The organism is Streptomyces sp. NPDC006733 (genome assembly GCF_040636125.1).
GTDB lineage: Bacteria > Actinomycetota > Actinomycetes > Streptomycetales > Streptomycetaceae > Actinacidiphila.
Genome location: NZ_JBEYJD010000049.1, coordinates 34,464 through 58,898 on the forward strand (window position 1 = coordinate 34,464; position 24,435 = coordinate 58,898).

Consider the following 24,435-nt stretch of genomic DNA (forward strand, 5'->3'; position numbering starts at 1 on the left):
CTGAGAAGTCCAGGTGCATGGCCACCAGACGAGCCCCCTCAGATCAGGCACAGAGCGTGACTGAATCAGTCACTGCGCTCGACCCCCAGCCGGGGACTCTCCGACTGCACACGAGCCCCTGAACGGCCGTCAGCAGCCCCCAAGGGAGTCGGGCAGGGTCGTCTGATCACGCGAGGGGTATCGGATGGAGGGCTTACTACCTGGGACGACGCGGTAGCTGCGAGCTGCGTCGCCTCTCGCTGATCGACTCGGCAGCCGACCTTGTCCGTCCGCGAGAGCACGCGCGTCCTCGCGAACGCCGTGGCGCTCCTCACCTCGATGAGTCCCGGGAAATCGACTGCACTTAGTGACGAGTTGGCCGTCCACCGGGAGCCGACATGGCCACGGGCCGAGATCCGCTCGGCCACGTACCGGGATTTCCCGGTGGCCACCCACAGAGCTGTCCTGCCTTCCGACCGGGCGCCTTGTGGAGCCAGCAGGTCGCGAGAGCGGGAGGAGCATCGGCGCATCCGTGGACTGAGCATGTCCATACGGGGGACCGGCGGTGGCTCTTTCGTTGGTGTGTCGTGCACCAGCAATACAGTCGGCGATGAGGGTGTTCCCTTCCCTTCCTCAGGCGGTGCCAGGCCTTGTGCCCGAGATGTGGTGAGTAACTAAGGGGTTCGGGGTCATGTCTCCGGTGCTGTTGTCGCGTCATGGTCGGTCCTGAGGGGGACGTCGGTGGCTGCTCGGCAGTCCTGAAGGGCTCGTTGCGAGGGACTGGTTTGCGTCTCTGTGTTTCTCGCTGAGCGTCTTTTGTGGGTGCGTTCTTCCAGCTCAGCTTAGGAGGCCCATCAGCCTCCCTTCTATTGGTAAGAGCCTCTGAACTGCATGTTTCACAAGTTCACAGCTTACGCATGGGGAGTTGCGCGCCAACATGAACGATCTCATGCACGACATTCTGCATCTTTCACAGCACGGGAGTTTGCATGACATGATGCGCGCCATGTGGTGCGACCTTATGAACGACAGCCTGAACGTTGACCTGAGCGTCGATGTGCATGGCATTACGCATTGCTAATTGCTCGTCTGTTTGCATTGCTGCATGGGCACGTGAATGGATGGATGGGTGCGCCGTTGTGTGGACGATCGTGCTGGTGTGGCGCTGAGCATTCGTAGGTTCTGTTGCAGGTGCGGGCGGTGGTTGCGTTTCGGGTTGGACGGTGTTGGTGGGACGCGGTGGGGACGTGTTTCTGTACGAGTGGGAGTGCTAGTGGGGCTTTGGTGGCTGGGAGGTGGTTCTTGATGGGCGGGGGGATTGGCGACTAGCTGAGGGTGTTCTTGGTTGTGCGTGTTGTCGGTAGGGCGCGTTCGTGTGTGGACGTTGGTCGAACCGCCGGTTCGTGAGGGTGGCTGGTTTGTCGATGTTATGTGCGTACGCGCATTGCTTTCTATGGTGAAGTGTCTGGTGCGGGGGTTGTTGACGTAGGTTGCGGTGCGTTTGGTTGCGGGTAGGTGCTGGCGGGTGCGTGACCTGATGGGTGCGCGGTTCTTGCTGCGTGGGGTGGTGCGGTCAGGGGGCGGGGGGTTCGCCTTGGCGGTGAGTGGCGTGGTTGGCGGTGGATGCTGCTGGTTGGGGGGTCCGGCGCTGGTGCGGTGGGACTGACGGCCGCGTTCGTGGTGGCCCTGGCGGGTGGGGGCGTGGTGAGCCGAATGGGGGTGGGGAGGTGCAGGCCTTGGGCGGGCGCGGTGGAGGGTGGGCAGGAGGCGCTGAGCGGCGGGGGGTGGGCGGCGCCGAGGAGGGGGTGGCGGTGGCGGCGTTGGCGGGTGAGGGGGAGTGGGCGGTGGCCGCGTGGTGGGTCCGGGTGTCGGGGTGATGGTGGTGGGGGGCGGGTGCGGGATGGAGGCCCGGGGTGGGGGGTGTGCGGCGGGGGTTGGTGTGGGGCGGGGCGGCCGGGCCGGGGGGCGGGTGGCTGGCGTGGCGTTAGCCGGGGCCTGGGGGTGTGCGGTTGGGGTGTGGGGCGGTTGGCCCTGCTGAGGGGCGACACGCGGGTGAATCTGGTGGGGGGCCGGGCGCCGGTGTGATCGACTGCTAGCCTGTCAGGAAAATATAGTGGTGATCGTTTACCGCAGTGCGGTGGATCTTCAGCCCGAATAGTCGTGCTGGTCCGCATCTATCGGGCCTTGCGGGTCGGTTGATGGGGTCCTTGCGGCGTCAACTTCCTTCCCTGACAGCAGTAGTCGGGGCTCGTGCTGTACCGCTAAATACTGCTCTGTCCGCTTTGGGGGAACTCGACGCGGTGACCGGGCCAACCGTGGAGAGGATGGATTGTGGGCGCTGTATTGACCGTGGCAAGCCAGAAGGGGGGCCCGGGTAAGACGACAACGACGGTCAACCTGGCCAGCGCGCTGGCGATAAACGGGGTCAAGGTCCTGGTGGTGGACCTGGAGCCGCAGGCCCAGGCTGGTGTGGCGCTGGGGGTTGTGCCCCAGCCGCAGCGGTCGGTGGGCTTCGCGCTGTACGCCAGGTTGAATGACATGGCGCCCCCGCTGGGGGAGATGATCTACTCGCGCAGCGAGCTGATGGACGGCTTCGAGGACGCGGGCCGGCTGGACCTGTTCGCGTCGGTCCAAAGCACCATGGTCGACGCCGAGCGCAAGATCGCGGGCATGGACTTCCAGGGCACGATCATCCTGCGGCAGGTCCTGCAGGACGTCCGCGACAAATACGACCTGATCCTCGTGGACACGCCGCCGAGCGTGACGGCCCTGTCCGCGGTCGCGTTGGCCGCCGCCGACTTCGTGATCGCCGTCTGCGAGCCGCTGTACGCGACGGTTCCGGGTGTGGCGGTGGTCAAGGGGCTGACCGAGGCCACCGTGAAGCGGACCGAGGGGCAGTGCAACCCGCGGTTCCTGGGCACGGTGCTAAACAAGGCGAATCCGCCGTCGAAGCGCACGATCGAGGACGCCCAGGTCGAGGAGCGCCTTGTCAAGCTAGGGCTCAATCCGTTCGAGACGCAGATCCGACGCAATGGGCTGATCTCGCAGGCCTTCGATCAGGGGCAGCCGGTGTGTATCGCCAACCCCAATCAGCCGCCGAGTATCGCCTACCGTGACTTGGCGATGGAGATCGCTGACCGTGTGAAGCAGACGGGGGCGTGATGGCTGACTCCGACAAGCACGACGAGGCACCCAAGGGGCGCTCGCGTAGTCGCCGCCCCCAGCAGCGAGCGAAGGTGCAGAACGATGTCCTGCGCCAGTCGATGGCCGATGCCATCTCGGGAAGCTTCCTGAACGCCGGCACGGATTCGACGGCCGCGCTGCTGGCCCAGATGTCGGCACCGGCGCCGGTCGCGGAACCGGCGGCCCCCGAAGCCGCCGCGGCGCGGGAGAGCAGCCGGGTGGTGACGGCGGAGCCGGACGTACCGGAGACGGCGCCCGAAGCCGAGCCGCCGTCGCCGGCCCCGGAGACGGCGGCGTTGCCGGGAGCCCGGTCGGCCCCGCGCCAGGAGCCGGCCCTTCCCGCCCCGGACCTCCAGCCCGCGGCTCCGGTCGCCCCGGCCCCGCAGGCCGCGGCGCCGGTTGCCGATCTGGTCGTGGACGTGGTGGCGGAGTCGGCGCCCGTCGCCGCTCCGCCTGTTGCCGCTCCGGCGCCGGTCGCTCCGGCGCTGGTCGCTGCCGTGCCGGCTGGGGTGCCGGACGCCCCGTCGGGGACGGCTGCCACGCGCAAGGCGAAGAAGAAGACCAGCGGCGGCTGGGCCCACGCCGCTCTGCAGGAAAGCTTCCTGGACAACCGGATCAACTCCCAGGGATGGGAGACGTGGGGCTTCCGCCTCGTCCCGGATGTCAAGAAGCGCCTGGAGGAGCGGCTGGCGGAGGACAAGCGGTCCGCTGACAACCGGCGCCTCGCCCAGGGGCACTACGTCAACGCCGCGATGCTGCACCTGCCGGACTCCGTCGACGAGCAGCTGGAGATGATCCGCGAGTTCGTCACGGCGCGCGGTGGCTACACCGACCCGGGTAAGCCGTCGAACTACCGGGTGAGCCAGACCGTGTGGCAGGTCTCGCGGGACCTCGACATGGACATCACCGCAGCCGCCAAGCGGGGTCTGGTGGTCTTCTTGTTCTCCGCCGCCGTGGAGCGGTTCTTGGACTCCCTGGATGCCGAGGGCACCTTGGCCCGGCCGGAGATCTTCCGCCGGGTCCAGTAGCACCGCCGCACCGAAGCAGGGGCGCAACCAGCCTGGTTGTGCCCCTGCGGCATGTCCGCAGCCCTGCGGCGGGACCCGCATCGATCGACGACGGCTCCCCGGCACTCCCGTCGCGCCCTCCCAGGACGCCTCCTTCGGTCCTAAAACAGCCTCTGACCTGGGACTTGCACGGCAACCTGCACGGGATAACGCATGGGAGCCTGCATGTCTGAAGGTGCGGCTGTGTGTGCGGGGGCAGGGGCGGGCGCACGGTGGGTGGTTGTTGCGCCACGCGGGCTGGTCGGTGCGACGTTGTTGTTCTGTCAGGGGAGCACGTGCGGTTCCGGCGCGGGATGTGCACCGGCAGGGGAATCCTGAGCAGGGATCGAACTGAAGGCCGTATGTGCCGATTCTCCCTGCGCTGTCTGGGATCTGAGGCTGCACCAGGCACTGCGAGCTAGCAGCCTGAACGACACGCCGAAATCCCTGACAGGGAAACTTTCGGGGATGTTTCGCGCTACTGTGCGTCAGAACGATATTGAGGTGAAAGGAACGCCGGGCCGATGCCTCCACGCGTACAGCGCTGGACCCTGTTGAAACTCGCGAACCTGGCCGGCGTGCCCAGCAAGGTCGCCTACGAGGCCCGCGACCGCGGAGTCCTGCACCCCGACGTCCTGACCCCCAGCGACGTCCTGCCCCTGCTGACGTTCGACTCCCTGCGCCGGGTGAGCTGGCCGCGCGAGAACTATGCGCGCAACACCCCCCAGCGGCTGCGCCTGTGGGAGTCGATGGCCATCGAGCGCTCCCGTATAGACATCGACGCGGTGCCCCGGATCGCCGGCCTGTACGTCCACCCCGCCGGCGCCGACCTGGCGACCTTGCCCAGCCAGCACGCGATCACCTCCCTGGAACTCGCGGAGAACGACACCCCGCATCTGTATCTGCCCCTGGGACTGTGGGCAGTGCAGACGACGGTGGCCCTCCAGGCCGGCGCTGACGGGCTCCACCGGCCCGAGGACGGCGTGGCATGACCCGCCGCACCGCGCAGCCGCCGCGGCACCCCGTCAGCGGTTGCGATGCCCCGCCCCGCCCGCGCACCCCACACACGTCCGGCCACCGATCACGCACCCGCGTGGACCGCCGCCGGCTGCTCGAATGAGCGACGGCCCGGGACGGTGAAGTCCCGGGCCGCTGATTTCCCAACCGGCGCCCTGCCAGGCGCCCAGACAGCAAAGAGGTAGTGACCGGCTCCATTCCCAACTGAAGAACACCGACCCGCTCCGCCGACCACAGGCGCTGAGCGGGCGATTCCGTATTCCCTCTTTCACTGACCTGGAGCAAATCATAGCTGCCACGCCAGGGGTCGGTTCCGTGCTGCCCAAATCAGGCTGCACCCCCGCCCCTTCCCCCGCCCCCTCCTCCCACCGCCGACCGGCCACCCACACCGCTGCGCCCAGCGCCCCCCGGTGCGCAAACGCCCAGGACACCGCACCCGTCCACCACCCCGCTGAGTCCGGCAACCCGCAGCACCCGTGTGCCCTCCCGGCCGCCGAACAGGCCCAGTCCCCGGCCCAGGACAGCGCTCCGATCCGCCGCCAGCGGATCAAGGTGCCGATGCGCCTGGTGGAATCAGCCCACTACTCCGACGCGGCACTGGCCGTCTACATGAAGATCAGCGCCCTCGGACGGCGCGCCGAAGGGTGCACCGCCGCCGTCCCGGTCCTCGCGGCCTATCTGCACCTGGGCCGGGCCACCGTCGAGCGGTCCCTGACGCAGCTGCGGAACCCGGGCCCCGACGGGGTGGTGGAACTCCCGGACACCCAGCGCCGGACGCTGCGCGGCGGCCGCGGAACCACCGCCGTGCGGCGGGTGCGCACACTCAGCCGCTCCGAGCGGTTCGTGTGGCTGCCCGTCGCCGCCGCCGAAGACCTCTCGCCCCGCCAGTTGCGCGCCTACGCGGTCCTGGCCTACGCCGTCGCACAGAACATCCCGCTCACCGAGGCCGAGCTCGCATCGTTCCTGGTCCACCACCGTGGCTTCCGAGCCCAGCACCCGATCACCACGTGGACGGCCAGCAGCATCATCGACGCGCTCGAGGAGCTGGGCTGGATCAGCGTCGACCGGCGGGCCGGCGCCTACGGCCGGCACGTGTTCACCGTGCGCTCCTGCGCCCCCGAGGACCAGCCGTCGGCCGCCCCCGAGGCGGGCACCGCAACCCCTTCGGAGCAGCCGGCAACGGCGGTGCATGAGACGGACCTGGGTTCGGGTGTTGGTGAGGGATCCGGTCTGGGTGTTGGTGAGGGATCCCTCGCGTATAAGGAAGACCCTAGTACTGTCCGACCAGACGACGAGCGCACGATTGCCTCACCCGCCGTAGGCGAAATGCCGGTAGTAGAGCGCGTCGGCGTGCGCGCGGACGCCCTGCGGGACCGTGCTCCGGCACGGCGCGATTGCGCGCTGCGCGCGGATGGAAAACCCTTCGCTGCCAGCCCGACCACACCTGACGCACCGGCACGCACGGTGCGCGCGCAACACCACGGGCCCTACAAGGGCCCGCAGCTGAGCTACCACCCGGAGATCCATCAAGCGCTGGAACCCGTGCGCTACCTGCTGTCGCGTGTCTCCAGTGTCTACCGGCAGCGGGAGATCGGGCGCGCGGTGGGCGCCGCGGTCCGTGCGCACGGACTGGAGCGGGTCCAGCACCGGTTGACGGTACGGTTCGCGACGGCCGCTCCGGCGGAGATCCGGGACCCGGCCAGTTGGCTGCTGAGGGTCGCGCTTCCGCACTGGGGTTGTGGTGACCTGGACTGTGAGCAGGGCACCCGGTGGTCGACCGGGCAGCGCTGTGAGATCTGCCAGGACGTGCTGATCTTTCGCCGCCGGGAGATGCTCTCTGCGGCTGGAACACCGCAGTCCCTCCGCACGGTGGAGCCCCCGTCCGCCGTGTCCACGACGCCGCCGCTCCGGGGGCGTTGTGGGGACTGCCAGTGCGTGATCAGGGTGTGTGGCAAGGCTCTGGTCGACGGGTTGTGCCCCCTATGCCGCACGGAGCGGGCAGGACGGCCGTCGTGCCCCGCGCGGGATGCCTTGCCCGCTGGGGGCCGTGACGTCGGCCGCCGTGCGGCGGGCAGTACAGCGTTGACCGGGCCGCCGATCTCACCCGCTGCGGGGGTATCCGGCAGGGTGCGACGTCTGGGAACCGGCCAGGAGCGAGGGACCGAGACTGCTGAGCGGCGAATGGGTCCGTCGCTACGACGGCCCGCGCAATGAGCTGGAAGTCCTGGTTACTGAGGTTGTAGGCGTGGTGTCGTGAGTGTGAGTCCGGTCCCGGTGAGGCATCCGTCGATGATGTCGCTGCGGTATTGCATCTGGCGCAGGCCGTGTCGTAGCCGGCGGATGAGGTGGTCGGGATCGGCGAAGGCAGTATTGGCCTGGGCGGTCCGTCGCAGAACCGACCAGATGCCTTTGAGGGGTCTCGTGCTTCTCGGACAGCGGTTTGATGGGCTTCTATGCTGCGAATTGCTGTTGCTCATAGTCGGCTTGGACCTCTGAGGGGGTCCTGTAGCCGAGCCCCGAATGGAGGCGTTGACGGTTGTAGAACACTTCGATGTAGCGAACGATCGCACGTTGGGCGTGCGCGCGCGTCGGGAACGCAGTGCGGTGAACGAGTTCGTTCTTCAGGGCACCGAAAAACGATTCGGCCATGGCATTATCCCAGCAGACGCCCGTGCGGCCGACGGATGCCCGCATTCCCAAGGAGCGTAGTTTGCTGCGAAGTTCCTGGGAAGTGTACTGACTTCCGCGATCCGAGTGGAATATGCAGTCGCCGGCGAGATCCAGGATCCGGTTCGCCATGTCGAGTACGTCCGCGATGAGAGAGGTCTTCATATGGTCAGCCATGGACCAGCCGACGACTGCTTTGGTGTGGCAGTCGATGATGGTCGCTAGATAGAGGAAGCCGGCCCAGGTGTGGACGTAGATTATATCGCTGACGAGTTTACGGCCGGGTGCCTCAGCGGTGAAGTCGCGGGTCAGCAGGTCGGGGGTCGACGGTGCGGTCGCTGTAGGCAACGCCCAGGATCTCGTCGACATCGCCCGCTCGCCCGCTCCAGCGTTACCCGGCGGCCGCCGGTGGTCGACAACCGGTGCACGACGATCGGCGCGCTGGTCATACCTCCAGCCTGCGACGCCACCTCAAGAGGCACCCATCGCCGCGCTCCGGACAGGTGAGGAGAGCGCTGCTGCGCACCGCGCGCTTGGCGGTGCTCTCCGCTCGTCAGCGGAGCGAGGACGGCTGCAACGTGCTTCGCTCGCTCGCAATCGAACCGCGAAGGTCTTCCCTCAGGCCCTGACCTGCTGGGTTAAGTGCCTGTTTCTGATCCCGGGTCTTGAGTAGCTTTGGGGCCTAGGCTGGCCGGGTGTCCGAGGGCGCCGGGCAAGCCGGAGAGCGGGTGTGCGCGGGCTGCGGTGAACGGCTGAGGCCGGAAGCACGGCCCGCGGCCGTGTACTGCTCGGCGGCATGTCGTTCCAGGCAGTGGCGTCGGGACCGTCGGCTGCGCAAGCGGGTGGGCGCGGAGTTGAGCGGTGTCGGTCAGGCCAAGTGCCCGGAATGCGGGGCCACTTGGGTGGCCGGGGTGGACCGGCGTTCGAATGCCGTCTACTGCTCGCGGCGGTGTGTCACGAGGGCCTGGCGGGCCCGGAAGGAAACGTTCGACGAACGGTCACAGTGACCGCACCGCGAACGCATTCGAACCGCATCTTCGATCAGATTCCGGTCACTTCCGGTCACTGATTGTGATCATAGGACTTATGGTCTGACTCTCGGTCCCAGATGCGGGCCGGGTCTTGTCACGGCCGCGGGGCCGTGCCCCGGCCCCGCGGTGGGTGGTGGATGCCATGCCCGAAGAGATCGAGACCGCCGACAAGGTCGGCAGTGTCAGCGTGAACCGTTATGCGGAAATCGTGGCTGAGCTGCGGAAACTGGTCGAGACGGCCAGCCGCATCCAGTTCACGATCGGCGATTACGCGCTTGAGGTCGAGCCGATGCGTGAGTTCGGCGGCCAGGAGCGGGGCGACGAACTGTTCACGGTCAAGGACTCGCTGTTCCGCCTGGCCGAGGACATCGGAGTGTCGTACTCGCAGGTGAAGGACGCGAGGTGGACCGCTTCGAAGTGGCCGAAGGACCGCCGGGTGTCGGAGGTGTCGTTCACAGTCCACAAGATCTTCGCGTCCATAGCCGACGACGAGGAACGGTTCGACACGATCCTCAACCCGCCCGAGGGCAAGGCCCGGTGGACACCGGACGAGGCGAACCGCCGGACAGGCCGGCAGGTCGTCAAGCCGGTCACCCCGCAGGAGAAGGTCAGCGCGATCCACACCCTCGCGCAGGACGAAGAGGTCGCCGCCACCGTCACCAGCGACTTGCTTCGGCGGCCGACGGTAATCGCCCAGGTCAAGCAAGAGGACAAGGTCCGCGCCGCGGAGGAACTGACCCGCGACGACCACGTCGCCGCGAAGGTGACCACCGGCCTGCTGCGCAGGCCGGACGTCGCCTTCCGGGCGATGTCGGACGACACCGCCCGCCACCAGGTCAACCACGCTCAGGTCGAGCGGGGCCGGCAGGCCCGCGAGCACTTCGAGGACACCAGTCCTGTCGCCCCGGCGATCCGCAGCATCGACCGGTCGGTGGAGTTCCTGGACCTGGTCACCGCCTGCCACGCGTTCGTCGCGGCCGCCGGCCGGGTCGTCCCGGGCATGCGCGACCGCCAGCTCGGCGACGACGAACGCGTGATCGTGCACGAGAACGTCGCCCGGGTGCGGGCGACGCTGGACTGGATCGAGACGGCCGTCGACACCGGCAAGGTCGACGTCGACGGCGAACTGGCCAAGCTCCTGCAAGGCGAGTAACCGTGCCACGCGCCTCCGAGCGCAGATCGGCAGCAGCCCAACGACACGCCGACACCGTCCGGTTCGTACTCTTCGAGGCACGTCCGGCCGGTCTGACCTTCGTCCAGCTGGTCAGATCCAGCGAGCTGTCGCCCCATCAGACCCGCTCGGGCCTGGCCTGCCTGCGGGACACCATCACCGAACGCGGCTGGCCGCCGCTGATCTGGACGAGGCCGGACGGCTACAAGTTCTGCGCCGATCCCGCCGAACTCCAGGCATACGAGGTCGCGATCATCCGCGGCAAGCTCACCGAGATCCGCCGCTTCATCACCGCAACCGTCGCCCCGCACGCAGCTCTCCAGCCCAAGGGCCGGTGGATCAAACACCTCAACACCCAGCTCAACTCGGTCGAATCCACCCTCGATGTGATCGCCGACTACACCGACGCCTGACCGGTGGGACCGGCCGCGAAGCGGCCGGTCCCACCCTGTCTTGAGGGAGGAGAGACCGTTGCCGCGGCGACGCTGCTACCCCTCAGACACCTGGGACGACGAGTGGGTCCTGATCGAACCGCTGCTGCCGACACCGGCCTGCGAGACCCCGGCCGGCGGCCGTCCGGAGAAGCACCCCCGCCGGGAGATCGTGGACGCGATCCGCTACGTCGTCGACACCGGATGCAAATGGAGGGCGCTGCCCAAGGACTTCCCACCCTGGCGCACGTGTTACGGCTTCATGGCCCGCTGGGCCGCCGCAGGCGTCATCGGGCAGATCCGTGACCAGCTCCGCAAGCGAATCCGCCGCGAGATGGGCAAGGCCCCCGGAGCGGTCGCCACCGTCATCGACTCCCAGTCGGTCAAGGCCGCCGACACCGTCGGCAAGGACTCCCGCGGCTACGACGCCGGGAAGAAAATCAACGGCCGCAAGCGGCACCTGGTCGTGGACACCAAGGGCCTGCCTCTCTTCGTCATGGTCACCCCGGCCGACATGACCGACCGCAACGCGGCCAAGGAAGTGCTCTTCCGGCTGCGGCTGATGCACCCCGAAATCACCATCGTCTGGGCCGATTCCGCCTATGCCGGTCAGCTCGTGACCTGGGCAAAGACCTTCCTGAACCTGACGATCAAAACCGTCAGCCGCCCGAAGAACGTGCCCGGCTTCGTCGTCCTGCCCCGGCGTTGGGTCGTCGAACGCTCCCACGCCTGGGTCATGCACGCCCGCCGGCACGCACGCGACTACGAACGGCTCATCCAGCACTCGGAATCGCTCATCACCTGGGCTGCGATCACGCTCATGACCAGGCGGATCACTCGCCGAAGCTCCCGCAGGAGCGGACAGCCGACGTCCCGCGAAGCACAACGGGACTGATCATTCTGAAGGTGGTGGTCACCACCGCCACCCGGATCCGCCACAAGGACACCGCCCTCACCAGGCGGCCACCCGAAATCAGGGTCTGGGACGGCGGGCGGCCTAACCGAGTGCGGGGTCGCGGCAGCCAGCTGACCTCAGCTTAGCCCTCTGCCATGCCCGCCACCCGGCGTTTGAAGACCTCGATCACCCCGAACCTTTCGTTCGATTCCTGAGCTGGTCAAACGCTCAGCGGAGCTTTGCAAACAGGCACTCAGGTGGCCTGAGAGGTCATCCGCCTGTTTTTCCTGGCAGTGGCGTTCTCTGGTTCGTCTGGGAGCTGGGAGCGCGGCGACTGTCCCTTCGTGGCGCTGGTCACGGTTATGCGGCGCGGCTGAGGGGCTGGTCGGGGCGGCAGACGTCGCAGGGTGCGCCGTCGGGGCGCGCCAGGGTGGCGCGGGCCTGCTCGGTGGTGGCGGGGTGGGAGAGGTCGCGGACCGCGTGGCAGTCGCCGCGGTGCACGATGCGGGCCGGCCCGCGCTCGGGGCCGAAGTACACCGGCTCATCCACCCGCCAGGCCGAGGCCACGCTGTGCCGGTGGGTGGGCACGGTGTCGTACGCCTGCCCCTCGACCGGCTCGCACCGGCCGGCCGGTGCGGTGAAGTCGATGGGCGCGGGCTCGTCGACCAGGCGGCCGCGCTGCTCGGCCGCGGCGGGCAGGTGGATCTGGCACCAGTACCACCAGGTGCCGTCGCGTTCCTTGCGGCGGCCCTTGACCACGGCATAGAGCTGCTGCCCGTCGTGCAGCCGCACCCGCACCAGCGGCCCGTCCGCCGCAGGCAGACCCGCCGCCTGCTCCCCGCTCCGCTCGCTGCTCACCGTTCGATTCTAGTTCGATTCCAGGGTGGAACGCCGGTCGGCGAACGGCATGACCGACGTTCCACGAACATCACTGGTCCAGGTCACAGCGGTGCGGTCCTGGAATGAAGCGGCGGTGGAGCCGGCCCGGGGTGGTTCAGGAGGCGGTGGCCCACTGGTGGGGCCGGCCGCCGCGCCACTCCACCCAGAGCGGCTGGTCCAGAAGGGGTTCGGGGTCCTCGATGCCGACCCGGCGCAGGAACTCCAGGACGTCGCGGTCGTTGTAGGCGACGCCCAGGATCTGCTCGACGTCCCCGGCCCGCGCGGTCACGTGGCGGCCGCCGGAGGGCGACAGCCGGTGCACGACGATCGGCGCGCTGGCCATGCCTCCAGCCTGCGACATCACCGGTCGCGCCGCACGCCACGGTGCTGGGGCCGTCGGTCTGTCGTGCGCTGGATCGCGGTGCTGCCGGTCCGCACCAGCTGTGGGGCCGTTCTCGGCGCGTCGTAGTGGTGAGCGGATGCACGTATTCAGCGGTGCTGCGGGCCTTGGGGTGTCATGCTGGGCGGGTCGAGGGGCCAACACGTTTGGTCACCATGGATGTTCGCTCCGTCGCGGGTGTGTCCCGGTGGCGGTGACCGGGGGGCGGCGAACGCGCGGCTCCTTCTGGCCGCCCCTCCGACAGGCATCCTGACGCGGGGCGGGCCTCGAAGAAGGGTTGAGGCACCTGATGTCCTCACGTTCCGTCTTACGCCCGTCGCGTCTGCGACGTAGATTCTCCGCGCTGGTCGCCGCCGGCGCGCTCGCCATCGCCGGGCTGGTCGCGCTGCCCGCTCCCGCCGCGCAGGCGGCCCCGTCCGCCCCGGTGGCGTACGTCGCCGACCTGATGGACAACACCGTGAGGGCGCTCGACACGGCCACCAACACGACGGTCGCGACCATTCCCGTCGGTTCCTCCCCGATCGGTGTGGTGGTGTCCCCGGACGGTGCGTCCGTCTACGTCGCAAACAACGGGTCGTCCTCGGTGTCGGTGATCGACACCGCCACCAACACCGTCACGGCGACGATCGCGGTCGGCAGCGGCCCCCTCAAGCTCGCGGTGTCCCCGGACGGCGGCACCCTGTACACCGCCGACTCCGGCGCGAACACCGTCTCCGTGATAAACACCGCCACCAACACGGTCACCGGAACCGTCGCGGTCGGCGCTCTCCCGTTCGGCATCGCGCTGACCCCCACCGGCACCCGCGCCTACGTCTCCAACAATGACGGCAACACGGTCTCGGTGATCGACACCACCACCAGCACCGTTGTCGCCACCGTCGGCGTCGGCCAGAAGCCCAACGTCATCAAGGTGACCCCGGACGGCACCCGCGCCTATGTCGGCAACCAGAACTCCCACAACGTCTCGGTGATCGACACCGCCACCAACACCGTGTCCACCACCATCCCCGTCGGCATCAGCCCGTTCGGCCTCTCGCTGTCCCCGGACGGCACCCGCGCCTACGTCAGCAACAACTCCTCGAGCTCGGTGTCGGTGATCGACACGGCCACCAACACCGTCACCGCGACGGTCGGCGTCGGCAACGGCCCCTTCGAGTCCGCGGTCACCCCCGACGGCGCCTCGGTGTACGTCCCCAACGGCTACGCCGGCACCATGTCGGTCATCGACACCGCCACCAACACCACCACCGCGACCTTCCCTCTCGGCTCCTTCCCCTACGCGGTCGCCTTCGCCCCCGCCGCCATTGCCGCCCCCTCCGCGGACTTGGCCTCCACCGTCACCGACTCCGCCGACCCGGCCGCCCTGGGCGACACCCTGACCTACACCCACGCCGTGACCAACAACGGCCCGGCAACCGCGACGTCGACCACTTCCGCGCTGACCTTCTCCGGTGCCGCGGCCACCATCGTGTCCGCGAGCAGTTCCCAGGGCTCGTGCACGATCACGGCCCCGGTCGTGAACTGCACGCTCGGCACCCTCGCGCCCGCCGCGTCCGCGACCATCACCGTGACCGTGGAGCCGCAGACGACCGGCACGATCACCGCGACCGGCACCACCACCTCCGCCGTCGCGGACTCCACCCCGGGCAACAACACCGCCGTGCAGAACACCACAGTGAACAACGCGCACGGCTGCACCATCACCGGCACGTCCGGCAACAACACATTGACCGGCACCAACGGCGCCGACGTGATCTGCGGCCTGGGCGGCAACGACACCATCAACGGCGGCAACGGCAACGACATCATCTACGCCGGGACCGGAAACGACACCGTCGACGGCGGCAACGGCAACGACACCCTCTACGGGGGCGCCGGCGACGACATCATGGGCGGCGGCAACGGCGCCGACTACCTGTACGGCGAAGCCGGCAACGACACCAACTACGGGGAAACCCTGCTGGGCTCGCTGCTCTACCTGTTCGACAACGGCGACGACCACATCTACGGCGGCCCGGGCAACGACGACCTCGACGGACAGAACGGCAACGACACCCTCGTCGACACCTCCGGCACCGACTCCATGAGCGGCAACCTCGGCAACGACAGCATCAACGTCCAGGACGGGGCCGGCGGCGACACCGCCAACGGCGGCCTGGGCTCCGACACCTGCACCACCGACCCGGGCGACACCGCCACCAGCTGCTGAATTCACAAGCTGACGTAACCGGGGGCCGTTCGCAAGCGCGGGCGGCCCCTGCCGGTGTGGTGGCACCGTCAATCATCGGGCTATGTCCCTGGCGCGCGGTGAGGCGGCCGCCGGAGGGTGACAGCCGGTGCACGACGATCGGCGCGCTGGTCATATCTCCAGCCTGCGACGCCACCTCGCGGGGAGCACCCGCCCACCGGTTGCACCGACGACTGGCTCTGTTCACGAGAACCGACAGCAGTTATTCACGAATTCGGGAGGCACCTGAGGGCCGGGGTGTTCGATATTGGGCAGTCCGCGGGGAGGCCGCTCCCGCCTATCTTTGGCCCCCGGATCAGCCTGCCCGGACAGCGGGTGACAGGAGGTGCCGACGGCCTGTCAACAGGCGTGGTCGCTGCGGCGATCGAGTTCTGTGAGGCCGGAATCGCCAAGTTGGTCACAGCGCCTGCCATCGTCATTCAAGATCGTTCTTGGGGGCAGCGATGGTTGCCGCCCGTGACGCCAGAGGGTAGGGCCAGCCCATCCAAAGATGACACGTTGCTGTCTCGGCCAGGCGACCTCCGTCACGTAGGTCCGTCGAAAGGATGTTCCGAATGAGTAACTTCGAGACCAGCGAGGATGGTGGGACCGTGCAGCCGACGACCTTGACGATCTCGGGAGAGAGCCTGGCGGATGCCGGCTTGGAGTCCCAGGTCCAGTCGTGGATCGGCGGGGGGCGCAACGAGCCAGTCACCGCTGACCAGATCACTCTGATCGTCGGCCGGGAACAGCTCGGCCAGGCCGCCGCGAGTCTTGGGAGTGATCCCGCTGAGCTGGCTGCGGACCTAGCGACCGCCCTCCCGCAGATCATCGATGCGACCACCGACACGGCCCGGGCCGAGGATGGGATTCCCAATCTCGTCGAGCTGCAGATCGCGCCGAAGCTCGCGAATGTCACCCTGACCGCCGACTACGACTACTCCGCGGGCGACCGCATTGAGCAGCCGTGGGGGTCGAACGTCGGGGTGCGCTACTCCTGGTGATTTGATTGCCGCCGGGCCCACGGTCCGGTGTCGCGGGTCGGCGCTTGGGGCACCCTGGAGCCCTGCCCGCACGGAAAGCAGCTCCAATGTCTGCGGGCTCCCTGCTCATCCGGCGGGGAGCCTGTGCTGCCCGAAGCCATGGCCCGTTCGATTTTTCCGGGGGATCGACTGCTGCTCAAACTCGTGAACAACTGCTGTCGGTTCTCGTGAACAGAGCCAGACGACCTTCGGGCGGGCGCGCCTGTGATCCGCAGGTTGCACCCCTTGCCCTTTCGGTCCTTCACCGGCAGATGCCCCCTTGTCCTCCTTTGGATCAACGGACACGGCGCCCAGCTTGTCGATGGGGCGTGAGACCACCACCCGCCAGCTCGGTCCTGCGTGGCGGTGTACGTCAACGTCCGAACCGGTCCCTGACCTGCTGGGTTGACCGAACTAACCAGGGAACTAACCACGGGTCCGTAGTGAACTAACCATGGGCTGCACATCGCGGTAGACGACCGTTTCCCGCCGAATAACACCGGAGCCCGGTCGGCCACCGAACCGGCTTGGAACGCCATGGAAGGGCATGGAACGAGCGGAAGCCGGCACCGGTGGAATCGTGGAACGCCCTGCCGGTTCCCTGGTGGAACGCGCCCGGCGACACGGCTGCCCCAACTCGGTCGCCCCAGGGGAGAGCAGCCGGTGTTCCGGCTCGGTGAATCTTGACCCGGCCCAACGAGCATTGAGCGCGATCAGGCTCGCCCGACAGAGTTCGCGCAGTCAGGGCACCTCTTCGTTGCCCTCAGGCTGGTGTTACCTGCCAGCGCCTGCGCGGACTGTTGCTCACCGAGCCGAGTCCAGAGCCCGGAATCCGGGGCGGGAATCCACCCCCAGCCAGCTTCTTGCGGCGACTCCACAAAGTGGATGCATGCTCCAGGAATGTGGGCGTATCCCGTTGGCGACACCAGGATCACGTCGGCTGTAGTTCCCCACTGAACCCTGGGAGCCGCGCTCGCGCCGTCTACGCGCTGCGGAGTGGTTCCGTCCAGCGGGCAGTCGCATCCCTCCCCAAGGAAGAGGTCGCATCTTTCGCATCGCGTTCGTTTCACACCGACATGATTGCGCTCATGCCGCTCCTGCTGCGTCGCGGACCTGTGGAAGGGACGACCTCTCCGCCGCTGCATCAATGCTCTGATCTGGGTGCTTAGCCTTCGATGAGGCGAACTGCGATCCATCAGGGTTCGGTGCGATTCACTCAAGTTGGGTGCGACAGACAGCCAGGCTGATGCCGGTGGGGTGCACAATGAAGGGGATGCCGAACAGCGGCGCTGCCAGGTCGGGTTCGGCTTGTTCCTCGCGGTGGTGTTGCGGCCGTGGGAAGTGCAGCGCCGGTAGGTGTTCGGGCGTCTCGGTGAGCGGGTGCAAGCGGCGGTAGTGATGACGTTGCTGTTCGGTAGCGCTGCAGCAGCTGGCTACCGGGTTTCCTTCCGCTGCTTCTACCGTTTCTACTACCGGCACTACTACCGACAGAAGTGCGCCCTGATCCGGTGTTTGTGCAGTTCAGGCCCCTTGACCAGGTGTCACTGGGGATCCTGACAACCCTCTTGCCTCCCACCCCCTGCTGTACCCGGTGAAGAGAACGGGTACGGCTGGGTGGTGGGGCGGGCGCGAGGGTTCGAACGGGGTGTTCTCAGCCTCCGGCGGGCCCTGTGCGGGCTGCGTGGCCGCCGCTGGTGCGTCGGCCGGTGAGTGTGGGGTCGGTGTGGATTGTCGTACCGGCAGGCGACCATGGAGAGCTTCCACAGCAGTCGCACGGGGAGGCACCACATGGCGAGGACGGAATCACAACCGAAGCCGAAGGCGCGGTCGACGGTGCGGGACCAGAAGGACACCTTGAAGGTGCTGGGGGTGCTGAAGGTGGCGACCGCCACGCAGATCCTGCACCTGGTGCGCCCGCACCTGTCGGACAACAAGGTGATCCGCAACGCGCTGCTGGACTTGCAGGCGGCCGGTGCGGTGGTCTCGGAGGGGAACACCGCGGGCCCGGCGGGGAGGTTCGGGGCGCCGGACCGGACGGGGGAGCCGTCGCAGAAGCTGTGGGGCCTGACCCCGGCCGGTCTGGACGCGGCCGCGAAACAGCTGGGGCGCGACCCGGAGGACATGGGCGGCCGCGCCCGGGGCGCGGGACGGGGCGGGGCGCCGCACGCGATGGGCGTGAACGCCACGATCATCGCGTTCACCCGGGGCGGTGTCGGCGATATCGCCGCGTGGCGAACCGAGGTCCCGCACGCACTCGCCGGCACCGGCAAGCAGAACGTGCGGGCGGATGCGGTGCTGCGCGCGAAGGAGGCCGGCCTGCCGCTGCTGATGGTGGAAGTGGACCGGAACACCGAGCCGGTGCAGCGCGTCGCGGACAAGCTCGCCGCGTACGCCGCGTGCTACCGCCGCCGCGTTGCGGATCCGGCTGTGCCTTGGACGTCGCGCCGGGCGGGGGAGGAAGGGGTGCCGTACTGGCAGACCCTCTACCCCGAAACGGCTTTGACGGGGTGGCCGCCGTTGGCCTTCGTGTTCACCGGCGCCGGCCCGCGCGCGCTGCACAACCGCATGCAGGAACTCGCCGCCCTGACCAGTGAGCACTGGGCAGCCGCCGACCGCCAGTTCGACGACGGCGACGGCTACCTCGACTTCACCGACAGAGTCCCGCTGGTACTGACCACCTTGGACCGCTTGCAGGAACACGGCCCGCACGGCCCCACCTGGCGGCGCGTCGCGCAGGAACGCGGTGCGGACTTCGAACCGCTGCTGACCGCATTCACCGACACCCGCACCAAAGCCGCCTACCAGCAGCGGGCAACCACGCGCCGTGCAGCAGCCGAGGCCCGCTGGCAGGCTGAGCAGGCAGCGCATAAAGCCGAACAAGCGCAGCGGCTGCAGCAGTGGCAGGCCGAAGAAGATGAAGAAGATGCGGAGCCGGCCCCGGTTGTTGCGCAGTGCGCGACGCCGGGCTGCGAGCAGCTGGTGGACGCACCGGTGGACTGGTACACCGAGATCACCGTCCCACCCCAGGACGGCATCTACTGCGGGCCCTGCCGCCACGCCCAGGCCTACCGCAACCGCGGACTGCGCGGCGCACTGCGCCGGATGCGCAAGCCGTCACGCGAGGCGTAGCTGTCACGCCGACTGTCACGGCCGGTGTCACGCCCGATGTCACACGGGGTGTCACGCCGGGTGTCACGCTGCCTCGCGACAGCGCTCTGACCTGGGAACCGCAGCGAGTTCGACCACCAGACTCCGCGGCTGAAGGTCAGATGCTGTGCGGGGCGCACAGGATGACGATGACGGCGGCCAGGTACACGAGGGCGCCCATGGCATCACCGGTGCCGGTCCAGCGCAGACTAGCCCCGGTCGGGCCCCTCGAGCATCTGCATGGAGGCACTCCGCCTGACGTAGGGAAGCAGCTCATTGAGCGACGCCATATGGGAAACGCCAGCGAAGAAGTCGTCGGAAGGCATCATGTCGGAGGACTTCGACGTCTGCCGAGGCTCCCCGAAGAACATCTCCCGCTCGGGGACCCCCTCGGGCGAGATGTCGTCGACGCCGAGCAGGAACCGCTGACCACCGTTCTCACCAGCCCATCGGGGATTTTGGACGCTGACGGCCGCGTACGCCTGGCGCTCGGGGTCGGGCCGATCGAAGAACACCATCTTCTCGGTCTCGCCGGGGCCGAACTCCACGCGGATGGGGTTCAGGGAGGTGCGGTTCTGGGGGTCGTTGATGTTGAAGATGAAGGTGACGGCCAGGTCCACCACCACGGCCTTGCTGGTGTCACCGGTGAGCGCGTTGAGCCAGGTGGATTTGTGGCCCGGGTTGCTGATCGTCTGCTCGTTGCCCAGCCAGTACTCCGTCCAGTACGTCCGGTCCCCTGGAGCTGTCTCGAACTGCATGGCCTCGCGCAGCACCTTGGCACCGTACGTGCCGACCGTGGCGCCGCGGCCGATCCCGTGCACCGACAGGACTGTGACGTTGTCGAAGGTGTGCGGTCCGTTGGATTTCTCAGTCCAGGTCTTCGCGCCCATGATGGCCCTGCTTTCTGCTCGGAGTGGTGCCAGGTCCGAGCCTTCCAGGCTGCTGGCCAAGGCGGAGCCGTGAACAGGGAATGCGTCGAAATTCGTCCTGATCCGGCCAAACCTCCCGGGTGCGGGACAGGGGATGCGAGTGCGTCGCTTCACGTCGTAGAGCCACACTTCGACAGCAGTTCGGGAGTCAGCACGCGAGCTCGGATGTTCACGAGAACGGTCAGCCTTTCCCAGGCGGTCGCCAGAACCCCCTCTCTGTATCCAGAACAATGGCGCTGACTACGGGGCAGATGTCAGCCCGCGCCGGCAGCCAGCGTTCCTGGCGGCGTGACAGCGTGACACTTCACGCGTCGACGGCGATGGCTTGGCGCTCGTGGAAAGCCGCACCATGCTGCGCTCTCTCGGCCGGAACCCTGACCGCCAGGATGGCAGGCACAGCACCCCCGCACAGTGCTCGGCAAGCGTTGTGTCCGCTGCCGGTGCGGATCCGGCGCCCACTCCCGGCCGCCCGGATCCGAAGGCCGACCCACACGCCTGGTCCGCGCCTCTTGGCCCGGTGCCGTTAGGCAATGGACTGGGCAGCCGGCTGCGCAACGGGGTGCGCCACCAGCTGGGCAGCGGCCTGGGCACACCCTTGTGTCAGGGCCGCTCCGGAAAGGGTCCGTGACCTGGGGTGGTGATGTCTGCGCCACCGCTTTCGGATGCCGACATCCCCTCTGTGCCCCTCTCCTTGTCCTCAGCCCTGGTGATGGAGGGTGGGAGCAGCACTGCGGGCAGGGCGCCTGGGGGCAGCGGGGGCGGCCTGCCCCGCAGCCCGCTGTGATGGCCCGTACGCCGCACAGCGCGCCTCTCCGTCCCAGGCGCCGGCCTCGGCGCCGGCCACCTCAGCGCGGGACGCTCCCCACGGTGAATCCCTCACCGTCCTGAAACTCGATCAGCACTTCACTGTCGGTGAGGTAGATCCAGCATTCAGGGGAGCACTCCAACACCGCCTCCGCATGGCCCGCCACCACAGCGGCCTCCACGGCGACCGACGGCACTGCGAGATTGCTCCAGAACACGACCGCGAGCTCGTCCGCCGCAGCGCAGGAAGCCACCAGCCTGCGCAGCTCGTCGGCATCGAACGACTCGCTGCGCTCGATCACCACGGCCCCGGACCAGTCCAGCCGAGTAGATCCCACAGTCCCGAAGCGTTCCACGCTGAGCGCGGCGAAGGAGCGGTCTTCCCGGAACGACAGAACCATCATCGACTTACCGACGGCTTCCAGCAGCTCTGCGATCTCCTCTGGATGGGTTCCGTACCCCTCGCTAGCATTCCCAGCGCCCCCCGGGCAGATGTCGTGGCTCCGCTGCCGCGGATCCACGCTGACCGCCCGCTGCCCCGCTTCCTGATCGCCCGTGGTCATCACGCTGCCCCTTCCGTCGCCGCCCACTGCAGCCCGAGGTCGGCGAGCGCCTGGAGCTTGTCGGCGGTCAGCTTGGCCCGGCGACTGCGGCTGTTGCTGAGAAACACTCCGAGCTTGATCTTCGACCCGTCCGGTAGAACCTCTACGTGGGCCCTGGAGACCATCACAGACCCGGTGCGGGCCTTGTATTGCGCCAGGGCCGCCACGCCCTTCTCGAAGGCGCTCACGGCCGCCTTGGCCGGATCCCCGGACACCTCCGGCTCTGGGGCCAGGGCCAGTGGTGTGATGCCGAACTGCTCCAGACGCTCGCGCTGCCCGCCGGTCAGGGCCCGCCAGACGGCCGGGGTCTGCTGCTTGGCCAGCCACTTCCCCACGTCCATGCCGTGGACCGTGAAGCCGGGCAGGACATCTGCCGCGCTCTCTTCGTCGCGTACCAGCTCGCGTAGCGCGGCGAAGTGCCGCTGCCACTCCGCGGGCCATACCGGGTTCCAGTCCGCGTCGACCTCCGCCAGCGCCGTCTCCCATTCGGGGTGTGCGTCGAGGGCGCCGGGCCGCCGCAAATTCGCGAGCCACATCCCCAACGGCCTATCCAGCATGGTCGCGGAGCGGGGTGCGCAGAGTGTCCAGTGCTGCTCGTAGTACGCCTTCGCGGCCTGAAGGTTCTCCTGGAACCGCTCATCGGCCGGGTTCCAGACCATGCCCAGCTTCTCCAGCCGTCCCGCGCGCTGGCCGGTCATCTGCCCGGCCCCGTACGCCCGCCGCTGCTCCGCGACCCACTGCCCGAGCGGGTAGGCGCCTTCCTTGTGCCCGTACGGAACGCGGGCGTGATGCTCACGTTCGGTGAACGTCTTGAGGTTCGCCCAGCCGCGCGCCCAGTCCTGCTTCTCCGTGTCGATCACGTTGAAGGAAATCCAGTCCGCGACCATCACCGGATCATGCGGAGCGGCAAAGCGGAGCAGCAGACGGGATTCTTCCTCTTCATCTTCGGGCGCGGAACCGATGTACTCGGACGGCTGCACGACGTCCTTCTGAGGCTCCTGCGGAATCGCCAACAATTCCACGGCCTCTTCGTCGTGAGCCCGAAGACCCTCAAGAACCTTCACCAACGGCCGGTACGATCCCGACGTAAACATATCTTCCGGCTGCTCGCCCGGCTGGAGAAACACCGGCACGATCAAAGAGGCGAGCTTCCCTTGTCCCGGCTTTTGACGCAGCGCCCGGCCGATCGCCTGGACGATGTCGTGCGGCGCGCCCTTGGGGTCCAGGAGGGCCACGGAGTCCACGGCCCGGATGTCGACGCCCTCACCCAGGACACGGCAGTTCGACAGGACCGCCCGCCGGGCGGTGGACCCGAACTCGCCCAGAACCTCCCGCCGGCGCTCCGGCACGTGCTCACCGCACAGCCAGTCCGCCCAGATCACCGACGGGTACTTCTCAGGCTGGTCAGCGTGCAGCCGCTTAGCCACCCGCTCCAAGCCCTCCGCGTACGCCTGCGCCTCTATCGTCCGATGGTGGAACGTGATGCACGTCTGGAGCCGGTGCTCCTCCATGGTGTGCAGCAACGCCGCCTGCAACGCCCCCAGCCGCTGCCCCCGCACCTCCTCGCTCCGCCGCTCCTCACCCATCAACCGGTCTGGCGTGACGACCGGGTCCTTCAGCTCCAGGACGATGATCTGGTAGCGCGCAAGTAAGCCGCGAGACACCGCTGACGCCAGCGACAGTTTGTACAGGACGGGCCCGAACACCCGTTCGTCGTCCATGGAAGCCGCCATCTCCCGCGGCAGCGCCTCCCGCACCCCCTCCGCAACCTCCCAGTTCGGCCGCTCCTGCCAGATCCGCGGCGTCGCCGTCAGATACAACCGCCGCCACGCCGGGATGACGTGCTGGTTGTGAATGTCGGCCCACGCCTTACCCATCGAGCCCGAAGTGCGGTGGGCCTCATCGACCACGGCGAGGTCCAGCGGGGCGAGCTGCTGCCCGTAGACGCCCTCGAACGCCTCCGCCAGCACACCCAGGCTGGCGTACGTCCCGAAGATCGTGACGGGCCCCTGGCCGTGCCACAGGGCCAGTTGGATGGGGTTCGTGGTGGAGCGGACGTTCAAGCTCCACAGCTCCGGGTCGTCGGCCAGGCTGCACACCGCGACCGCCGGCCCCGTGTGCCCGACCGAGCGCCACGCCCGCACGGTCTGGGTCAGAAGGTCCAGGGTCGGCACCAGGACGAGAATGCGGCCATGGGGCGCCATGCGCTTCGCGGCTGCTGCCGCGATGATGGTCTTTCCCGTTCCGCACGCGGCGTGTACCTGCCCGCGCAGGCCATGGGCGGGGATGCCGCCCGGCGGGATATCGAGACCGCGCACAATGGCGGCCACGGCCTCGATCTGGTGGTCACGCAGTCTCACGGCCATGCCCGTGTTCTCCTTTTCGTAGAATTCGCCGCGCAATAAGAAAAGAAATCCTTGCGCGGCGCGAGGGGCCAGGGGTGCTGACGTCAGTATCCAGACTCTACACAGCACCAACGAGTGATGCATCAATCGTGCAGCAGGTTCGCCACCACGGCTGACACTTGGCCGATTTTCACTCGCCGTGATGATTCACCGTGTATGCTGATGGGGTGTTGTTGAGCAGCAGCGAAGCAGGTTCGAGGGCGGGGGAGTGGTCAGGGTGGAGCGCAGCGGAGCCCGTCACTGCGGTGAGGCCGGCACCCGATCGGGCCGACGGCCCGTCACTCGCGTTGCTGGGGTGCCAGCTGGGAATCCCAAGCCCTACACAGGCCCACACATGATGCACCTCCCTTGTTGCCAGCAAAGGCGACCGCGCTTGCGCGGGCGCCCGCAATGAGCGCTTGCGCGAATTGCATTGCCTTCCGGAATTCCGTTTACGGAATTCCATTCCGGCGCTTGCGCCGGAATTCGAATTGCGCTTGCGCAATTCATTCACTATGACCCGGCTTGCCGGGGCATATCCCGCGGAGCGGGGCCCGGACCCCTGCCCGAACCCTGGCCCGGATCCGGGTCCCCTCGCCCGCCCGGCGGATCGAGGAGCGC

16 protein-coding genes and 1 pseudogene are annotated in these 24,435 nt (G+C 68.1%); 10 read left to right on the forward strand and 7 right to left on the reverse strand.

Going from position 1 to position 24,435, the window contains the following annotated elements:
* The first annotated feature begins 2,310 nt into the window (after positions 1-2,310).
* The 4 genes from ABZ721_RS33185 (at position 2,311) to ABZ721_RS33200 (ending at position 7,439) form a co-directional block, all read left to right on the forward strand.
* Positions 2,311-3,141, forward strand: a complete 831-nt coding sequence (locus ABZ721_RS33185) for a ParA family protein (protein ID WP_358792493.1) — start codon at positions 2,311-2,313, stop codon at positions 3,139-3,141.
* The gene (locus ABZ721_RS33190) at positions 3,141-4,190 is read left to right on the forward strand and encodes a hypothetical protein (RefSeq protein WP_358792494.1); all 1,050 of its coding nucleotides are present in this window, start codon (positions 3,141-3,143) and stop codon (positions 4,188-4,190) included. Before ABZ721_RS33185 ends, ABZ721_RS33190 begins: the two co-directional genes overlap by 1 nt.
* Positions 4,191-4,732: 542 nt before the next feature.
* Positions 4,733-5,200 (forward strand): hypothetical protein, encoded by a 468-nt coding sequence (locus ABZ721_RS33195; protein ID WP_358792495.1) that lies wholly within the window; start codon positions 4,733-4,735, stop codon positions 5,198-5,200.
* Between the two features lie 583 nt (positions 5,201-5,783).
* Positions 5,784-7,439: a hypothetical protein gene (locus ABZ721_RS33200; RefSeq protein WP_358792496.1), complete on the forward strand. Its 1,656-nt coding sequence runs from the start codon at positions 5,784-5,786 to the stop codon at positions 7,437-7,439.
* Between the two features lie 14 nt (positions 7,440-7,453).
* On the opposite strand, the pseudogene ABZ721_RS33205 reads toward ABZ721_RS33200, so the two are convergent.
* A pseudogene (locus ABZ721_RS33205) lies at positions 7,454-7,642 on the reverse strand (IS630 family transposase); the annotation flags it as partial.
* Between the two features lie 34 nt (positions 7,643-7,676).
* On the reverse strand, positions 7,677-8,261 hold the full coding sequence (locus ABZ721_RS33210; protein ID WP_358792497.1) for an IS3 family transposase: 585 nt from the start codon (positions 8,259-8,261) through the stop codon (positions 7,677-7,679).
* Between the two features lie 804 nt (positions 8,262-9,065).
* On the opposite strand from ABZ721_RS33210, the gene ABZ721_RS33215 reads away from it, so the two are divergent.
* The 3 genes from ABZ721_RS33215 to ABZ721_RS33225 are packed head-to-tail and all read left to right on the forward strand — an operon-like array spanning position 9,066 to position 11,420.
* Positions 9,066-10,076 carry a DUF6192 family protein gene (locus ABZ721_RS33215; RefSeq protein ID WP_358792498.1) on the forward strand — a complete coding sequence of 337 codons (1,011 nt, stop codon included), beginning with the start codon at positions 9,066-9,068 and terminating at the stop codon, positions 10,074-10,076.
* Positions 10,077-10,078: 2 nt separating this feature from the next.
* Positions 10,079-10,507 (forward strand): RacP protein, encoded by a 429-nt coding sequence (locus ABZ721_RS33220; protein WP_358792499.1) that lies wholly within the window; start codon positions 10,079-10,081, stop codon positions 10,505-10,507.
* A gap of 58 nt (positions 10,508-10,565) precedes the next feature.
* On the forward strand, positions 10,566-11,420 hold the full coding sequence (locus ABZ721_RS33225) for an IS5 family transposase (protein WP_358792500.1): 855 nt from the start codon (positions 10,566-10,568) through the stop codon (positions 11,418-11,420).
* 360 nt (positions 11,421-11,780) lie between these two features.
* Here ABZ721_RS33225 and ABZ721_RS33230 read toward each other — a convergent pair whose 3' ends face one another.
* The gene (locus tag ABZ721_RS33230; protein WP_358792501.1) at positions 11,781-12,278 is read right to left on the reverse strand and encodes a DUF6233 domain-containing protein; all 498 of its coding nucleotides are present in this window, start codon (positions 12,276-12,278) and stop codon (positions 11,781-11,783) included.
* Positions 12,279-12,414: 136 nt separating this feature from the next.
* Complete coding sequence (locus ABZ721_RS33235) at positions 12,415-12,642, reverse strand: hypothetical protein (protein ID WP_358792502.1); 228 nt, start codon at positions 12,640-12,642, stop codon at positions 12,415-12,417.
* 346 nt (positions 12,643-12,988) lie between these two features.
* On the opposite strand from ABZ721_RS33235, the gene ABZ721_RS33240 reads away from it, so the two are divergent.
* From ABZ721_RS33240 to ABZ721_RS33250, 3 genes are all read left to right on the forward strand, one after another.
* The gene (locus tag ABZ721_RS33240) at positions 12,989-14,908 is read left to right on the forward strand and encodes a beta-propeller fold lactonase family protein (protein ID WP_358792503.1); all 1,920 of its coding nucleotides are present in this window, start codon (positions 12,989-12,991) and stop codon (positions 14,906-14,908) included.
* Between the two features lie 593 nt (positions 14,909-15,501).
* Positions 15,502-15,930 carry a YidB family protein gene (locus ABZ721_RS33245; RefSeq protein WP_358792504.1) on the forward strand — a complete coding sequence of 143 codons (429 nt, stop codon included), beginning with the start codon at positions 15,502-15,504 and terminating at the stop codon, positions 15,928-15,930.
* A 1,851-nt stretch (positions 15,931-17,781) separates the two neighbouring features.
* Complete coding sequence (locus tag ABZ721_RS33250) at positions 17,782-19,077, forward strand: replication-relaxation family protein (RefSeq protein ID WP_358792505.1); 1,296 nt, start codon at positions 17,782-17,784, stop codon at positions 19,075-19,077.
* Positions 19,078-19,304: 227 nt separating this feature from the next.
* On the opposite strand, the gene ABZ721_RS33255 is transcribed toward ABZ721_RS33250, so the two are convergent.
* The 3 genes from ABZ721_RS33255 to ABZ721_RS33265 all read right to left on the reverse strand — a co-directional run bounded on the left by ABZ721_RS33255 (position 19,305) and on the right by ABZ721_RS33265 (position 23,796).
* Positions 19,305-19,985, reverse strand: a complete 681-nt coding sequence (locus tag ABZ721_RS33255) for a hypothetical protein (protein ID WP_358792506.1) — start codon at positions 19,983-19,985, stop codon at positions 19,305-19,307.
* Positions 19,986-20,869: 884 nt separating this feature from the next.
* Positions 20,870-21,391: a hypothetical protein gene (locus ABZ721_RS33260; protein ID WP_358792507.1), complete on the reverse strand. Its 522-nt coding sequence runs from the start codon at positions 21,389-21,391 to the stop codon at positions 20,870-20,872.
* A complete protein-coding gene (locus tag ABZ721_RS33265) occupies positions 21,391-23,796 on the reverse strand; it encodes a Helicase associated domain protein (RefSeq protein WP_358792508.1) in 2,406 nt (801 codons plus the stop codon). The genes ABZ721_RS33260 and ABZ721_RS33265 overlap by 1 nt, the downstream gene beginning before the upstream one ends.
* Between the last annotated feature and the right edge of the window lie 639 nt (positions 23,797-24,435).

Excerpts from the sequence above, each read along its gene's own strand:
- ABZ721_RS33255 (WP_358792506.1), bottom strand. The coding sequence starts at position 19,985 with ATGGGCGCGAAGACCTGGACTGAGAAATCCAACGGACCGCACACCTTC.
- ABZ721_RS33245 (WP_358792504.1), top strand. The coding sequence starts at position 15,502 with ATGAGTAACTTCGAGACCAGCGAGGATGGTGGGACCGTGCAGCCGACG.
- ABZ721_RS33200 (WP_358792496.1), top strand. The coding sequence starts at position 5,784 with ATGCGCCTGGTGGAATCAGCCCACTACTCCGACGCGGCACTGGCCGTC.
- ABZ721_RS33235 (WP_358792502.1), bottom strand. The coding sequence starts at position 12,642 with ATGGCCAGCGCGCCGATCGTCGTGCACCGGCTGTCGCCCTCCGGCGGC.
- ABZ721_RS33190 (WP_358792494.1), top strand. The coding sequence starts at position 3,141 with ATGGCTGACTCCGACAAGCACGACGAGGCACCCAAGGGGCGCTCGCGT.
- ABZ721_RS33265 (WP_358792508.1), bottom strand. The coding sequence starts at position 23,796 with ATGGCCGTGAGACTGCGTGACCACCAGATCGAGGCCGTGGCCGCCATT.
- ABZ721_RS33215 (WP_358792498.1), top strand. The coding sequence starts at position 9,066 with ATGCCCGAAGAGATCGAGACCGCCGACAAGGTCGGCAGTGTCAGCGTG.
- ABZ721_RS33240 (WP_358792503.1), top strand. The coding sequence starts at position 12,989 with ATGTCCTCACGTTCCGTCTTACGCCCGTCGCGTCTGCGACGTAGATTC.
- ABZ721_RS33210 (WP_358792497.1), bottom strand. The coding sequence starts at position 8,261 with ATGTCGACGAGATCCTGGGCGTTGCCTACAGCGACCGCACCGTCGACC.
- ABZ721_RS33195 (WP_358792495.1), top strand. The coding sequence starts at position 4,733 with ATGCCTCCACGCGTACAGCGCTGGACCCTGTTGAAACTCGCGAACCTG.
- ABZ721_RS33260 (WP_358792507.1), bottom strand. The coding sequence starts at position 21,391 with ATGACCACGGGCGATCAGGAAGCGGGGCAGCGGGCGGTCAGCGTGGAT.